This is a genomic window from Methylophilus sp. (assembly GCF_052173275.1).
Classification (GTDB): domain Bacteria; phylum Pseudomonadota; class Gammaproteobacteria; order Burkholderiales; family Methylophilaceae; genus Methylophilus.
Genome location: NZ_JBQMUL010000002.1, coordinates 2,719,549 through 2,734,831 on the forward strand (window position 1 = coordinate 2,719,549; position 15,283 = coordinate 2,734,831).

Sequence of the window (15,283 nt, forward strand, 5' to 3'; positions counted from 1 at the left end):
TAAACGGCGTAAAACCTCACTTTTTTTGTTAGGATGAGGGTTAGTCAAACGGACCTTGCCAGCATGACAGTCAAACTAGCCTCACCGAATCACGCGTATTCCCAGCACTTGCAACGCATACTTGATGCGACTCACCACGATCCTTTCCAGTTCCTGGGCGTACACCAGAATGAAGCTGACGGGTCATGGCTGGTGCGTGTGTTTCAGCCCAATGCCGAAAAACTCTGGGTTTATATCGATGCTGCCTGGCAAGCGATGGTGTTGGTCGATAGCCACGGTTTATTTGAATTCGCAACCAAGACAGCCTTGCCAACCCCTGTGCCACTACGCATACAACCACACGGGCAGACTGCATTTTACGAAACCAGCGATACCTATAGTTTTCCCAGCACCGTTTCCCAGGAAGAACTCTTCCTGTTTGGCGAAGGCAAACTGCTGGAGGCCTACAATACGCTAGGTGCTGTCCCCATGACGGTGCAAGGCGTAGCAGGTGTCAGATTCGCAGTGTGGGCACCGAGCGCCGAGCGCGTTAGTGTGGTAGGCAGTTTTAACCAGTGGGATGGTCGCGTCAATGCCATGCGTGTACTGGGTGATAGCGGTGTATGGGAGCTGTTTATCCCGCACCTGACTGAGCACGACTTATACAAATTCGAGATCCGCAACCGTGAGCACGGTTTCGTCGTCATTAAAGCCGATCCATATGGCAAGGCTTTCGAGCCCAGACCTGGCTCAGCCAACCGTATCTGCCAAAGCCGATACGAATGGCAGGACCAAAACTGGCTACAACAGCGCCAGAAACATGACTGGTTACATACACCATTCAACTGTTATGAAGTACACCTAGGCAGCTGGCAACGTGATGAAAATGGCCACTTCCTCAGCTATCGCGCCCTGGCAGATGCGCTTATCCCGCATTTAACCAACATGGGCTATACCCATATTGAATTGTTGCCGATCGCCGAGCATCCGTTGAATGAATCCTGGGGATACCAGGTCACCGGTTACTTTGCGCCTACACAACGCCATGGCAGCCCGGACGACCTGAAATATTTTATCGACCAGTGCCATGCCGCCAATATCGGCGTGATCCTAGACTGGGTGCCAGGACATTTCCCTAAAGATGACTGGGCGCTGGCACGCTTTGATGGCACCGCCCTGTATGAACACGCAGACCCCAGGCTGGGTGAACATACAGACTGGGGCACCTATATCTTCAATTACGGGCGCAATGAAGTACGCAACTTCCTGTTGAGTAATGCCTATTACTGGATCAAAGAATTCCATATTGATGGCTTGCGGGTCGATGCCGTGGCTTCCATGCTTTACCTGGATTATTCACGCAAGGAAGGTGAATGGCTGCCGAACGCGTATGGCGGACGTGAAAACCTGGAAGTGATCGAGTTTCTCAAGCAATTGAATATGATGGTCGGTGAACGCTTCCCAGGCGCGCTGGTCATCGCTGAAGAGTCCACTTCCTGGCCCGCAGTTTCGCGCCCGGTCTACGCTGGCGGCCTGGGTTTCAATATGAAATGGAACATGGGCTGGATGAATGATGTCCTTACCTACATGCAGCTCGATCCTATTTTTCGCCAGCATCATCATAACCGCCTGACATTTGGCCAGATGTATGCCTATTCAGAAAATTTCGTCCTGCCTTTCTCTCATGATGAAGTAGTGCATGGTAAAAAATCGCTGCTCGGCAAAATGCCTGGTGACAGCTGGCAGAAATTTGCCAATCTGCGCCTGGTATTGACCTTGCAGATGACGATCCCCGGCAAGAAACTGAATTTCATGGGCAACGAATTTGGCCAGTGGCGAGAATGGAATGTCAACCAAAGCCTGGACTGGCACTTACTGGAAGACAGCTATCCAGAACATGCCATGCACAGAGGCGTGCAATCGCTGGTCCGTGACTTGAATGCACTTTACAGGCAACGCCCGGCCCTGCATGCGCATGACTTTGATCAGCAAGGCTTTCAATGGATAGATTGCCAGGATGCTGGTCAATCGCTTCTGAGTTATATTAGGCGCGGCAATGACCATAGTTTTGTTATAATAGTACTGAATTTCACACCGGTACCACGCCACCAATATCGCCTGGGCGTGCCACAAGCTGGCGTCTACAAAGAAGTATTTAACAGTGATGCAACCTGTTATGGCGGTAGTAACGTAGGGAATGGTGATGGCTGTCACAGCGACCCCGTTCCGTGGATGGATCATCCTGACTCTATCAGTATAAACTTACCACCACTGGCAGGTGTCATACTTCAGTTACAATAACTGGATACACTGTAGTAAAGACATAGGAGCCTGCAAAAAAAGCAATAGAAATTGCGGTTTGCAGGCCCGATAAAACGCATTGACTTAACAATTTATTGACTTGAAAACTAAAGCAACAACATAACATGGCTAAATTAACGACGCACCCCAGCTGGCACGCGCTGAACCAGCATCAAAGTGATATCCGCAATGTTCAAATGCGTGATTTGTTTAAACAAGACGCAAAACGATTTGAAGAATTCAGTTTAAATGTAGATGACATTCTGCTGGACTATTCCAAGCACCGTATCACCAAAGAAACCTTATCCCTGCTTTTCCAGCTGGCACGTGACTCTAAAATAGAGACGTGGCGTGACCGCATGTTTTCCGGGGAAAAAATCAATATCACCGAAAACCGTGCCGTCCTGCATACCGCCCTGCGCAATCGCAGCAACACGCCGGTAGAAGTCGATGGCAAGAATGTGATGCCAGAGGTGAATGCCGTGCTGGCACATATGCGTACATTCACTGAACAGGTACGCAATGGCGAATGGACCGGCTACACCGGCAAACGCATTACCGATATCGTGAATATCGGTATTGGCGGTTCCGACCTTGGTCCGGTCATGGCTTGCGATGCACTCAAACCTTATGCCAGCCCCGATTTAAAAGCACATTTTGTCTCCAACATTGATGGCGCACACCTGGTGCGCGCGCTGGAACAATGCAATCCTGAAACCACGCTGTTCATCGTCGCTTCCAAAACCTTCACCACGCAGGAAACCATGACCAATGCGCTTTCTGCCCGCCGCTGGTTCCTGGATACGGCTAAAGATGAACACCACGTTGCCAAACATTTCGTCGCTTTATCGACCAATGCTAAAGCCGTGGAAGCCTTCGGTATTAACACTGACAACATGTTTGCTTTCTGGGACTGGGTAGGCGGACGCTACTCCCTGTGGTCTGCCATTGGCTTATCGATTGCATTGTATGTAGGCATGGACAACTTTGAACAGTTGCTGGCCGGTGGTCACGCCATGGATCAGCACTTCAAGGATGCGCCTCTTGAGCAAAACATGCCGGTGATCATGGCATTGCTGGGTATCTGGTATAACAACTTCTTCCATGTTGATACGCATGCGATTCTGCCTTACGACCAGGGCATGTCACGTTTTGCGGCTTACCTGCAACAGGCAGATATGGAAAGCAACGGTAAATTTATCTGCCGTGATGGCAGCCGTGTCAGCTATAAAACCGGCCCGGTCATCTGGGGCGAAGCTGGCACCAATGGCCAGCATGCGTTTTACCAGTTGATCCACCAGGGCACGCAAATGGTACCGGCTGACTTCCTGATGCCAGTGAAAAGCCATTACAAAGTCGGCAGCCCGGATGACCAGCACCACAAAATCTTGCTGGCCAACTTCCTGGCGCAAACCCAGGCATTGATGCTGGGCAAGACCCGTGAAGAAGCACGTGCTGAGCTGGCGCAACAGAACATCAGCGGTAAAGCGCTGGAAGACCTGTTACCGCACAAAGTATTTGAAGGTAACCGCCCGACCACTTCCATCATGTTTGAGCAGTTGACGCCCTTCACACTGGGTAAGCTGATTGCCTTGTATGAACACAAGATTTTTGTGCAAGGCATTATCTGGGACATCAACAGCTATGACCAATGGGGCGTGGAATACGGCAAACAAATCGCCAGCCAGATTCTGCCACTCTTGACCAATAACGATGCCGTGACCAGCTTTGATAGCTCAACCAATGGTTTAATCAACTACTCGAAGAAAAATTCGTAATAGTCTGATTTAAAAATAAAAAAGGCCTTTTAAAAGGCCTTTTTTATTGCTGAAAATCTTATTCAACCAACTGATTCTTGATCGCATAATGCGTAATATCTGCATTGTGCTTTAAATTCATTTTCTCAAGCAAGCGCGTCCGGTACATACTCACCGTCTTCACCGACAAGGCCAGTTTGTCAGCGATCTCACTCACCGACAAGCCCGAAGCAATCATACGCATGACCTGGAACTCGCGATCCGACAAAGATTCGTGTAGCGCAGCCGCATGTTCATTACCGACCTGCTCAGCCAGGATTTCAGCCACATTGGCGGTGATATATTTGCGGCCTTTTGCCAGGGTATGGATAGCGGTCAGCAGCTCCTCAGACGCCGTATGCTTGCATAAATAACCGGAGGCGCCCGAGCGTATGGAGCGCACGGCGTACTGGTCTTCCATATACATGGACAACATCAGCACATTCAGCGCCGCGTTTTCGCGCTTGATCAACTTGAGCGCTTCAATACCTGTTTTATCCGGCAGCGAAATATCCAGCAACATCACGTCCGCCTGGATCTCCCGCACACACTTCAGCGCCTGCGCAACATTTTCCGCTTCGCCAACCACATCGATATCGCCACTGGCGATGAGTATCTGCTTAATGCCAGAGCGAAGAATGGCGTGGTCATCAACGATGATGACTCTGATTTTTTTAGTATCCAAGCTGTTGCCTCACATTTGTCATGTTGCTGCTGCCCGCACAGGGGCCTGCACGCGGATCAGCGTGCCTGACCCTTGCGCAGGCGACTCAATATAGCATTCGCCGCCAAAAGCGGCTGCGCGTTCCTGCATGCCACGCAAGCCAAAAGAATTAGGTTTTATTTTATCAGCAGGCGCGATACCGATGCCATTATCGGCGATGGTCATACATAGTTCTTCTTCTACCTTATTCAGCTCTACCCTCACCTCATCTGCCTGTGCGTATTTGGCGATATTGGACAAGGCCTCCTGGCAAATGCGGAACAAGGCCATGGATTTGTCATGGTCACAGTCCAGTTCATCACAATTGGTGACAAACCTGGCTTTCAACCCCAATTGTTTCTTGAATTGATTGACCTGCCACTCCAACGCATCCACCAGGCCTAAATCCAGGATATTGGGCCGCAAGTTACCGGAAATACGATGCACGGAGTCAAACGTCTGGTTCACAATCGATTGCAGCATGGTCGCCTGTTCAATATCGACCGGCGCGCCTTGCTGAATTTTCTGGATAATAGTGGAAAGACCCAGTTTCATCGCTGTCATATTGCCGCCGAGATCATCATGGATCTCGCGCGCAATGCTGACGCGCTCCTGCTCTTTGACCTGGTTCAGGTGAGCAGTCAGTGCCTGCAGATCCTGCTTTGCCTGTTCGATCTCCTGCTTTTCCTGCTTGCTCTGGCTGATATTGAGCATGATGCCATCCCATTGCACTGCGCCCTGCCCCAGCGCCTGTATGGTGGCGCGGATGTTCACCCACTTCATGTCCTGCCAGTCGGCAATCCATATCTTGCCTTCCCAATCCAGCCGTTTATGTTGCCGGGCAGACTGCTGCAATTTATGCTTGAACTGGGTGGCGGACTTTTCTTCCATGGCATTGAATAAAGTCTGCGCATCTTTCAGCAATGCCGCAGGGGGAATGCCCAGCAACGCTTCACAGCCTTCGCTCAGGTAAGTGAATACGACTTGCGCATCGGCAGTCATATGTATTTGAAATACCAGGCCAGGAATGCTGGAAACAATGGCTGAAAATCTGCGCTCGCTTTCATGCAAGGCATCTTTGACGCTATCGACAGGAGAGTCAGTTGCAGGGCTGGTCACAGGGCACCTCAGGTTTGATGCCAATTAGCATACCATGACACCCTGTGGCTTGGGTATGCTTTATGGGAAATGCCAGCAGCCCATCATGCCTGATGGGCTGGATCGGGAAATAATGAAACCGGAACTACTTAAAAGAATTGAGTGAGGATGGGCTTTGCAGTAAATCCATCTCAGTCATCACGCGGTTTTTGCCACTCTTCTTGGCCAGGTACATGGCCTGGTCTGCGCGTAGCAGAATAGAGCTGACATCATCTTCAGTTTGAAACAACGCCACACCAGCACTGAAGGTGATGAGTAGTTTCTGGTTATTGCCGAGAAAATACTCTTTAGTCAGTGCGCGCTGCAAACGGCTCATGGTGGTGACCGCTTCATTGAGGCTGGTATTAGGCAGAATGACGACAAACTCTTCGCCGCCCATGCGTGTCACGATATCGGTCGGGCGCACAGTGCGCTTAACCACGCCCGCCAGATGTTTCAAGGCAGAATCGCCGGCCGCGTGCCCGTGCTGATCATTGAGTGATTTGAAATTATCAATATCCAGTAGCGCCACGCTCAGCATTTCACCGCTACGGCGATAACGGGCGATTTCAGTACTGAATGCATCGTCCATTCCACGCCGGTTCAGCACGCCTGTCAGCTGATCGATACGCACCACTTCACTGAGCTGACTGAGCTCTTCCTGCAACTTCAAGATCCGCACCTGTGTATCACTGGCAACCTGCTGCTGATTAAGCAAATCGTCGCGTGATCGCAGGATATCGGTTTGCATCACCGAGGTATCACGCATCAGGTGCGTGACCAGTTCATTGATTTTGATGAGGTCATCGGTTTGCGAGAGTTCCTGGGCATAGGTCTCAATCTTGCCACTATACAACTCGCTGGCTTCGCCCATATATTTCAGCTTATCAATAAATGAACTGATCAGCGTTTTAAAAGAGTTTCTCGCTTCGATCAGGCTATGTTTCAACAAGCCTTGTTTATACACCACTTCTTTCAGGCTTTTTTCTGCCTGCTTGAGTTTGGCACGGTCAAGCGGGCCACTGATGATTGATTGCACGGCATAGACCTGGCCACTTAACCAGCTATCTTCAGCCACCAGCTCGCCGATATTAGACAGCAGCAAATGCAGCAAATCAATAATGTCGCCACGTACATCATCCTCTTTCGCGCCTATCACTTCTACGCGCATCAATAAGGCTTTCAGTGATTTGGCCAGCGCTTCCCACTCTTTGACTTTTTTTGCGCGCTCGGTGCTTTCCTGCACAGCGATGGCTTCTACCTGTAAATCCGGATAGCCTTCGAGGCGCGGAATCAGCCCCAATTGCAAGGTCTGCTTGAGCAGGGTTTGCAAAATAGTGAATGCACCATGAAATTGCTGCACTTCGCTGGGTAATTCTTCTTTGGTCAATGGCTCTATCGCTACAGGCACAGTAACCGCACTGGTCGTCTCTTTTAAATCCGGGACAGCAATCCCTTCAACCCTGGCATCCGCCGGCAACCAGTTATTTGCCATGCCGATTAACTTGTCAGACAACGTATCGTCATTACCAAAATTTATCAGCACCCGCTCCAGCATCTCGCGCTTCCTGGCGAGGTCCATGCCGGTGCGTTTATCATCCCAGCCCTGCATCAGCGTGCGTATCGCTTTAGGCCATTTGGTAGAATGACTGAGTTGCTGCTGCATGGCTTCTTTCAGCAGATCACCCAGGCCTTGCCAGTTATCCTGTTTGAGGACTTTTTCCCAACGGTTGACCCAGTTGGTTTGTTCCATGGAATCATGTGGCAATTGCTTGAGTGCTTTGCGCAAGGCAGAGGTAGCATCCTCTTTGGCTGGCTTGCCGGAGACTTCCAGGTAAATCTGTGTGTAATTGTCCGGCGTAGGTTCCACACGGCGTACCGCCATCTGTTTGATGGTTTCGCGTGCAATTTCCGATGCAGTCATCGATGTTCCGTGGGTTGCCATAGTATTTTTACCGCACACATTTACTGAAAAATTAAAGCGTATTGTGCCGTGCATATGCGCGATTTAATGTGGTCATAAGAAGGCAGATTGCGTGTCATTTTTGAATTGTGCGGCCAGCGCTTTTCAACACCTGTTTTTCAAAAACAAAATCATGCGCACGCGGTTTTGCGTTACAATAGCGCCGGCGGGCCTCCCCGCATTGTAAGATAGCCAACCTGGTCAGATGCGGAAGCAAGCAGCCACAACTGTCAAGCAAGTGCCGGGGGTTGGGCTCGCCCCTTTCTGTATTGCCAGCCTGCCAAATCCCTCGTGCCTTTCCCGGCATCATTTAGTTGTCCGGATGTGCGCATAATCGGGCAATTTAGGCTAAAGTACTGGTTTGGCTTCACGATATTTAATCAATAGAGACCGCAATGTCTTACCAAGTGCTGGCGCGCAAATGGCGTCCAAAATCCTTTAGTAATCTGGTCGGACAAGACCATGTGGTGCAAGCGTTAAGCAATGCGCTGAGCCAGCAACGGTTACACCATGCTTATCTGTTCACCGGCACGCGTGGCGTCGGTAAAACCACGCTGTCGCGCATTCTGGCCAAGTCACTCAACTGTGCCACCGGCATCACCGCCACCCCTTGTGGTGAGTGTGACGCCTGTCGCGCGATTGATATCGGCCGCTATGTGGATTATGTGGAAATGGATGCCGCTTCTAACCGCGGCATCGCCGATATGGTCAGTTTGCTGGAGCAGGCCATTTACGCGCCCTCTTCCGGCCGCTTCAAGGTCTATATGATCGATGAAGTACATATGCTGACCAAAGAAGCCTTCAATGCCATGCTGAAAACGCTGGAAGAACCGCCAGCGCACGTCAAATTCATCCTGGCGACCACTGACCCGCAAAAAGTACCGGTGACCATACTGTCACGCTGCCTGCAGTTTAATCTGCGCCAGATGGCGAGCAGTACCATTACCGCGCATTTACAGGATATCCTGGGCAAGGAAGAAATATCTTTTGAAGCACCTGCCCTGCAATTGATCGCACGCGCCGCCAATGGCAGCATGCGAGACGCCCTATCGCTGACCGACCAGGCAATCGCCTATGGCAACCAGTCCGTGCGTGAAACAGATGTACGCAGCATGCTGGGCGCCATTGATCAAAGCTACCTGTATGAATTATTACGCGCCCTGATCAACAATGATGCCCCGGCCTTACTCAATATTGCGCAACAAATGGATTCGCGCAGCATTGGTTTTGAAAGTGCGCTCAAAGACCTGGCTGCCTTGCTGCACCTGCTGGCAATTGCCCAGCACAGTCCGCAGGCGGTTGCAGATGACCACCCGGAACGACAAACCCTGCTGGACCTGTCAGCGCAACTAACTGCCGAGATGCTGCAACTGTATTACCAGATTGCTATCCTGGGTCACCGCGATATCGGGCTGGCACCTGATGCCTACGCCGGTTTCACCATGACATTGCTGCGCATGCTGGCGTTTAAAACGGATGCGATGGCGCCTGCTTCAGCAGCACCTGCTGGAAATGCCGGCTCTAATGAAAGTAATTCCCGCAGCGGCGCTGCCAGCGGGGGCGCACGTGCAGCATTGGCGCAAAGCCATCAGACACTGCCTGCAAATGCCGTGCCTGTGGCAGAAGCCCCCACACTTGCGGCCACTGCCATTGCGGTTGAAACCACGGCCTCAGTCACGCAAACAGTCGTGATTGAGCCGCCTGTCACAGCCACGCCAGAGATTTCCGAACCAGTCTTTGCACAACCTGCCGAGCCGAATGAAACGCCGTCTGTAGCTGCAACGTTTCAATGGGATGGCAACTGGCGCACCCTGGTCGAAAATCATTTAAGCAAACTGGGGCTGGTACGGGCACTGGCGCAAAACTGTGAACTGGTCTCTTATGATGCAGACAATATGGTGCTGCGTATCGGTGATGCGCACAAACACCTGGCCAGCACCAATTATCTGGATAAATTGAACAGCGCCCTGAATAGCCATTTTGGCCGCCGCATTAAACTGCAGATCCAGGTCGGGCAGGAAGCCAATACGCCTGCCAGACAAATGGCAGTCGAAAGAGCAGAATTACAGGATCAAGCCAAAGATGCCATACTGAGCGACCACTTTGTGCAAGGCCTGATGCAGGAAATGGGTGCGACCATCGTGCCTAACTCGATCAAACCTCTACATTAACCACATCAAACTTAGGAGCATACGATGATGAAAGGTGGCATGGGCAATATGATGAAACAGGCCCAAATGATGCAAGCCAATATGCAAAAGGCGCAAGCCGAACTGGCGACAACCGAAGTCGAAGGCATAGCCAGCAATGGCCTGGTCAAAGTAACCATGACCTGTAGCAACGATGTCAAACGCATCCAGATTGACGACTCAGTCATGGATGACAAGGAAACATTGGAAGACCTGATCCTGATTGCGCTGAAAGATGGCAAGGCAAAAGCCGAAGCCACATCGTCTGCCAAAATGAGTGGCATGATGCCTGCCGGTTTTAAATTACCGTTCTAAGCGGAAAATAATCGCTTGAACTCACCAGCAGTCCTCGAACAACTGATCAACGCCCTGCGCTGCCTGCCTGGCGTAGGGCCTAAATCTTCCACCCGCATGGCTTACCACCTATTGCAGCGCGACCGCGAAGGTGCGCAGCGCCTGGCCGCCAGCTTACAGCAGGCACTGGATAAGCTTGCCCATTGCGACTACTGCAACAACTTCAGTGAACATGCGGTCTGTAGCTTGTGTCAGGACACCCACAGAGACAAATCTTCACTGTGCGTGATTGAAATGCCAACCGACCTGATGATGCTGGAAAACACACGCAGCTACCAGGGCCAGTATTTTGTATTGATGGGCAAACTCTCGCCCATGGATGGCATAGGCCCTAAGGATATCCATCTGGATAAACTGCTCAAACGCGCGCAGGACAAACTGGTAGAAGAAGTCATTATTGCAACCAACTTCACTTCTGAAGGTGAGGCCACCGCCCATTACATCGGGCAAATGCTTAAATCCAGGGGCATCAAAGTGAGCCGCATTGCACGTGGCCTGCCTATGGGTGGCGAAATCGAGTATGTGGATAGCGGCACACTTTCAACCGCACTGCTAGAGCGAAAAATCGTCACTTAACATTCCTCCACCTGTGGCTTTACTAGCAGTCGCGTTTGATTAACAATGTCTACGCATCAATGCTATGGTCAACCGATTCCTACACAGTTTTAAGCAACAACCGATAACCCCTACACCGCTAACTCCTTATATTGAACATCATCATCTTGACTGACATGTCCAGGGACACTTTTCCAAGGTTCACCCCATGCAAAAAGCAGTTGGATCATCAGTAAAGATCAATCATATCAATAAGGAGCGGTGATGAAACTAACAAAACTATCTTTACCATTCGTGAGCGTATTATTACTGGGCTCGTTGCAACTTAGCACTGCCTGGGCAGGCGGTGCTGCGGGTGCTGGCGCTGCCGGTGCTGGTGGTAACTCAGGAGCAGCCGGCGTGGGTGCAGGTGCTGGCGGTAACTCAGGCGCTGCAGGTGTAGGTGCCGGAGCTGCTGGAAACGCTGGCGCTGCTGGTGTGGGCACGGGTGCTGGTGGCAATGCTGGCGCCGCAGGTGTAGGCGCGGGTGTAAACGGTAATGCAGGCGTTAATGGAAATGCTGGAGCGAATGGCGCTGTCGTGCCTAACGGCGCAACTGGCGGCTCTGCTGCCCCGGCGAACAGACCAACGGTAGACCCTAATCAACCAGCTGCGCCTGCCGGCCAGGATCAGAACAGACCTGCGCCACTACGCAAAGACATCAACAAAGTCGATCCGGCGAACAGGGACACCAGGGCGAGAAGCAATACCACCACAGTACCGCCGGCCTCCAATAACACCTGTTACACTGTTGATGGGCAAGTGGCATCCGCCAATCAATGCGCGTCATCAGCGACACCTAATGCACGCTAGCATGGCAAGCATTTGAAACAAAATACCGCCAGAAAATCATTTCTCTCGCGGTATTTTTATGTGTGTTGAAAAGTGTTTTCTAGAAGACTCAAAGAAAGTCATTCTGTGAGAAATCAACATTCCGGGTTGTTTAAAAAGACATTATTCTCTTTCAAAACAATGTGTTGACCACAATGACCTTCTCAAGCGACTCATACTGGTCACGGGTAGCCTATATCACGTAAATTCTCTTCGACCTGCTCTCTTGCCAGGCCATATCTTTCCTGTAGCTTGCCCACCAGATACTCATTATTGCCTTCAGCCTCCTGAATTTCGTCATCCGTGAGTCTGCTCCACTTGGCCTTGATCCTGCCAGCCAATTGTTTCCACTCGCCTTTCACAGTATCTTCATTCATCACGTACTCCTTCACTCAAGCAACTTTACTTCCAGCCATCAGAAGAGTGATTTGATTGTCACTAGGTATTCAGCATTTTCTTATAGGTATCCCCTGATTCCCTTGTAAGAATTACTTTATAAGGAAACATAGAACGTGCAGTTTAAAACAGGCGTGTAAAAAAGAAATAGCGCTGAAAGACATTGACTAAGGTTTAAGCCAGGCTTTAAAAAAGCGCTGCCTGGTGGTTAACCAGGCAGACATCAACGTGTTCTTAAAGGAACTGCAACAGTTCCTGCGGTTGCGAGATAGAGGCGTGTGCGCCCCACTGCTCTGGTCTATCAGATTCAGACAAATAGCCAAACAAGGCAACCAGTGTGGTCATGCCTGCAGCATTGCCCGCCTGTACATCGCGCTCTGCATCTCCCAAGTAGAGGGTATTGGCCGGGTTTAACTGCATGCGTTCGCAGGCGAGTAATAATGTTTGCGGTGAGGGCTTGGGTTCCGGGGCATCATCGCCGCTGATCACAGCACCGGCGCGGGTTGCCAGGCCTAATGCTTCCACAATCGGGGTGGTAAAGCGGCGCGGTTTGTTTGTGACTATGCCCCACTGTAAGCCTTGTTGTTCTATCGCAGCCAGGGTTTCAGCCATGCCTGGGAATAATATCGGTTGTCGCGTCAGAACTTCGGTATATAAGTCCAGATACTCTGTGCGCATCTCGGTAAAACTTGCATCCTCAGGGCTTAATCCAAAACCGATCTCCAGCAAGCCTTTTGAGCCATGTGAGGCGTAAGGCCGCATGGCTGCATCTGGCAGAAATGACAGGCCATGGCGTTGCCGCTGAAGATTGAGCGCGTAACCCAGATCGGCTGCGGTATCAACCAGTGTGCCATCGAGATCAAATAATACGGCCTGCATTAATGATCCTTGATGGCATGCAGCATGTAATTGACGCTGGTATCCAGCGTCAGGCTGTAGTGCTTGTTGAGCGGGTTATATGTGACGCCGGTTTGGTGTTGCAGTTCCAGGCCGGACTGGCGTAACCAGGCTGCCAGCTCTGAGGGTTTGATAAACTTGCTGTAATCATGCGTGCCCTTAGGCAGCAGGTTCAATATATATTCGGCGCCAACAACCGCCATTAAATAGGCTTTTGCATTGCGGTTGAGTGTAGAAAAAAACAGCTGGCCGCCCGGTTTGACCAGGGCAGCGCAGGCGCGGACTACGCTGGCAGGGTCTGGCACGTGTTCCAGCATTTCCATGCAGGTCACTACGTCAAACGATTGCGGTTTTTCTGTGGCCAACGTTTCCACCGCCACGCAGCGATATTCGATAGACACATTGGCTTCCAGTGCATGCAGCTGCGCTACTTGCAACGACTTATCCGCTAGGTCTATGCCTGTCACCTGCGCGCCACGCTGTGCCATGGACTCACTCAGAATACCGCCGCCGCAGCCTACATCCAGCACTTGCTTGCCATTGAGGCTGGCGCGGTCATCAATATAATTCAGGCGCAAGGGGTTAAGCTGATGCAAGGGCTTGAATACGCCTTGCGGATCCCACCACTGGTGCGCCAGCTCAGCAAATTTATTCACTTCAGCGGCTTCTACATTTGCCATCATGACTCCTTTTTTACTTTCTTCAAGATTGCGCTGACTGTATTTTCAGTTGCCATTGCAATGCAATTGACCTTAATTCTTCTGCCTCAACGCCTGCAAAAACGGCCTGACCTTCCTCAGTGCGCTGATAGCGCAGATGGCCTTCAACCCAGGTATGCGTGACCTGCTCACGCCCGGCCACATACACCAGGTGTGAAATCGGGTCATAAGCAGGCAAACTATTGAGATCATCCAGCCTGACCGCAATCAGGTCCGCCTGTTTGCCCACTTCAATACTACCTATCTGGTCTTGCAGCCCCAATGCACGTGCACCGTTGATGGTGGCCATTTGCAGTGCCGCGTAGGCGGGGATTGATTCTGCATTATCGTCTGCCACTTTTGCCAGCAAGGCAGCCGTGCGCATTTCCTGCCACAGATCCAGCCGGTTATTACTCGCCGCCCCATCCGTACCTAAGCCTACATTCAATCCTGCGCGTAAAGCGGCAGCAGCCGGGGCAATGCCGCTGGATAGTTTTAAATTAGAGCATGGACAATGGGCGATATGCACGCCTTGCGTGGCAAGTATCTCCAGCTCATTTTGTTCCAGGTGCACACCGTGCGCACAGACGGTACTTGGGCCAAGTATGCCAAGTGCCAGTAATCTATCTAAGGGTCTGACACCAAATTGCTCAATACTCTGCTGGATCTCGGCACGTGTTTCATGCAAATGGGTATGAATACCCAGATTCAACTGCTCTGCCAGCGTACTGATTTGCTCAAAGGTCGCATTGCTGACGGTGTAAGGCGCATGCGGCGCAAAAGAAAAACTGATGTCAGTATCAGATTTAAACTGATCTCTCACTTCAGTACCCAGGCGGATATATTCGTTGGCAGTGGTGGCATAATTGGTGGGGAATTCCATGATCACCAGGCCGATATGTGCGCGCATGCCACAGCGCTTGACCGCTTCAATCGTCGCCTGGGGAAAGAAATACATGTCGTTAAAAGTAGTGATGCCACCACTCAACATCTCGGCACATGCCAGCAAACTGCCATCATGCACGAAAGATTTTGATACCCATTGCCGCTCTGCAGGCCAGATATGCTCATTGAGCCAGGGCATTAGTGCAAGATCATCCGCATAACCTCTCAGCAGATTCATGCTGCTGTGTGCATGCAAATTGACCAATCCTGGCAGTAATGCATGACGGGAGCAATCCACCACAGGCCAATCGCTAGCCCATTCCGGTATCTCGTTTTTAGGAGCGATCGCTAGTATTTTGCCGGCATCCACCAATACGGCATGCTGTTCGAGAGTGGCTTGTTTGCCATCCATGGGGATTACCCAGCGTGGCTTGATAATAAATTGAGAGTCACTCATGTTTGAATTATAACCGAGGCAAGTAGCTGCTGTACTCGCTGCTAACCACAGACGTAAAAAAAGCCACGCAATTGCGTGGCTTTTTAGTAAGACTAAGTGCTAA

Annotated in this window: 13 protein-coding genes and 1 other RNA gene; 7 read left to right on the top strand and 7 right to left on the bottom strand. The window is 51.1% G+C overall.

The genetic code is table 11. The features are described from left to right. The first annotated feature begins 63 nt into the window (after nt 1–63). Entirely contained in the window at nt 64–2,280 is a 2,217-nt protein-coding gene (gene glgB, locus ACTS9Y_RS14210; protein WP_442586566.1) for a 1,4-alpha-glucan branching protein GlgB, read from the top strand. 125 nt (nt 2,281–2,405) lie between these two features. After that, on the top strand, nt 2,406–4,058 hold the full coding sequence (gene pgi, locus ACTS9Y_RS14215) for a glucose-6-phosphate isomerase (RefSeq protein WP_442586567.1): 1,653 nt from the start codon (nt 2,406–2,408) through the stop codon (nt 4,056–4,058). 58 nt (nt 4,059–4,116) lie between these two features. Here pgi and ACTS9Y_RS14220 read toward each other — a convergent pair whose 3' ends face one another. The 3 genes from ACTS9Y_RS14220 to ACTS9Y_RS14230 all read right to left on the bottom strand — a co-directional run bounded on the left by ACTS9Y_RS14220 (nt 4,117) and on the right by ACTS9Y_RS14230 (nt 7,840). Continuing rightward, a complete protein-coding gene (locus ACTS9Y_RS14220; RefSeq protein WP_442586568.1) occupies nt 4,117–4,761 on the bottom strand; it encodes a response regulator in 645 nt (214 codons plus the stop codon). Between the two features lie 18 nt (nt 4,762–4,779). Then, nucleotides 4,780–5,898 carry an ATP-binding protein gene (locus tag ACTS9Y_RS14225; RefSeq protein WP_442586569.1) on the bottom strand — a complete coding sequence of 373 codons (1,119 nt, stop codon included), beginning with the start codon at nt 5,896–5,898 and terminating at the stop codon, nt 4,780–4,782. Between the two features lie 124 nt (nt 5,899–6,022). Next, nucleotides 6,023–7,840, bottom strand: coding sequence for a diguanylate cyclase (locus ACTS9Y_RS14230; RefSeq protein ID WP_442586570.1), 1,818 nt, complete (start codon nt 7,838–7,840; stop codon nt 6,023–6,025). A gap of 204 nt (nt 7,841–8,044) precedes the next feature. Here ACTS9Y_RS14230 and ffs point away from each other — a divergent pair. The 5 genes from ffs (at nt 8,045) to ACTS9Y_RS14255 (ending at nt 11,829) form a co-directional block, all read left to right on the top strand. Next, nucleotides 8,045–8,141: signal recognition particle sRNA small type (gene ffs, locus ACTS9Y_RS14235), an RNA gene on the top strand. A gap of 133 nt (nt 8,142–8,274) precedes the next feature. Next, the gene (gene dnaX, locus ACTS9Y_RS14240) at nt 8,275–10,050 is read left to right on the top strand and encodes a DNA polymerase III subunit gamma/tau (protein WP_442586571.1); all 1,776 of its coding nucleotides are present in this window, start codon (nt 8,275–8,277) and stop codon (nt 10,048–10,050) included. Nucleotides 10,051–10,074: 24 nt separating this feature from the next. Beyond that, on the top strand, nt 10,075–10,383 hold the full coding sequence (locus tag ACTS9Y_RS14245; RefSeq protein ID WP_442586572.1) for a YbaB/EbfC family nucleoid-associated protein: 309 nt from the start codon (nt 10,075–10,077) through the stop codon (nt 10,381–10,383). 15 nt (nt 10,384–10,398) lie between these two features. After that, complete coding sequence (recR, locus tag ACTS9Y_RS14250) at nt 10,399–10,998, top strand: recombination mediator RecR (protein ID WP_442586573.1); 600 nt, start codon at nt 10,399–10,401, stop codon at nt 10,996–10,998. 243 nt (nt 10,999–11,241) lie between these two features. Next, nucleotides 11,242–11,829, top strand: a complete 588-nt coding sequence (locus ACTS9Y_RS14255; protein ID WP_442586574.1) for a hypothetical protein — start codon at nt 11,242–11,244, stop codon at nt 11,827–11,829. A gap of 200 nt (nt 11,830–12,029) precedes the next feature. Here ACTS9Y_RS14255 and ACTS9Y_RS14260 read toward each other — a convergent pair whose 3' ends face one another. The 4 genes from ACTS9Y_RS14260 to ACTS9Y_RS14275 all read right to left on the bottom strand — a co-directional run bounded on the left by ACTS9Y_RS14260 (nt 12,030) and on the right by ACTS9Y_RS14275 (nt 15,180). Further along, the gene (locus ACTS9Y_RS14260; protein ID WP_442586575.1) at nt 12,030–12,224 is read right to left on the bottom strand and encodes a CsbD family protein; all 195 of its coding nucleotides are present in this window, start codon (nt 12,222–12,224) and stop codon (nt 12,030–12,032) included. A gap of 253 nt (nt 12,225–12,477) precedes the next feature. After that, a complete protein-coding gene (locus tag ACTS9Y_RS14265) occupies nt 12,478–13,122 on the bottom strand; it encodes an HAD family hydrolase (RefSeq protein ID WP_442586576.1) in 645 nt (214 codons plus the stop codon). After that, nucleotides 13,122–13,820, bottom strand: coding sequence for a bifunctional 2-polyprenyl-6-hydroxyphenol methylase/3-demethylubiquinol 3-O-methyltransferase UbiG (ubiG, locus tag ACTS9Y_RS14270; protein WP_442586961.1), 699 nt, complete (start codon nt 13,818–13,820; stop codon nt 13,122–13,124). The genes ACTS9Y_RS14265 and ubiG overlap by 1 nt, the downstream gene beginning before the upstream one ends. Nucleotides 13,821–13,842: 22 nt before the next feature. After that, nucleotides 13,843–15,180: a TRZ/ATZ family hydrolase gene (locus tag ACTS9Y_RS14275; RefSeq protein WP_442586577.1), complete on the bottom strand. Its 1,338-nt coding sequence runs from the start codon at nt 15,178–15,180 to the stop codon at nt 13,843–13,845. Nucleotides 15,181–15,283: the final 103 nt, after the last annotated feature.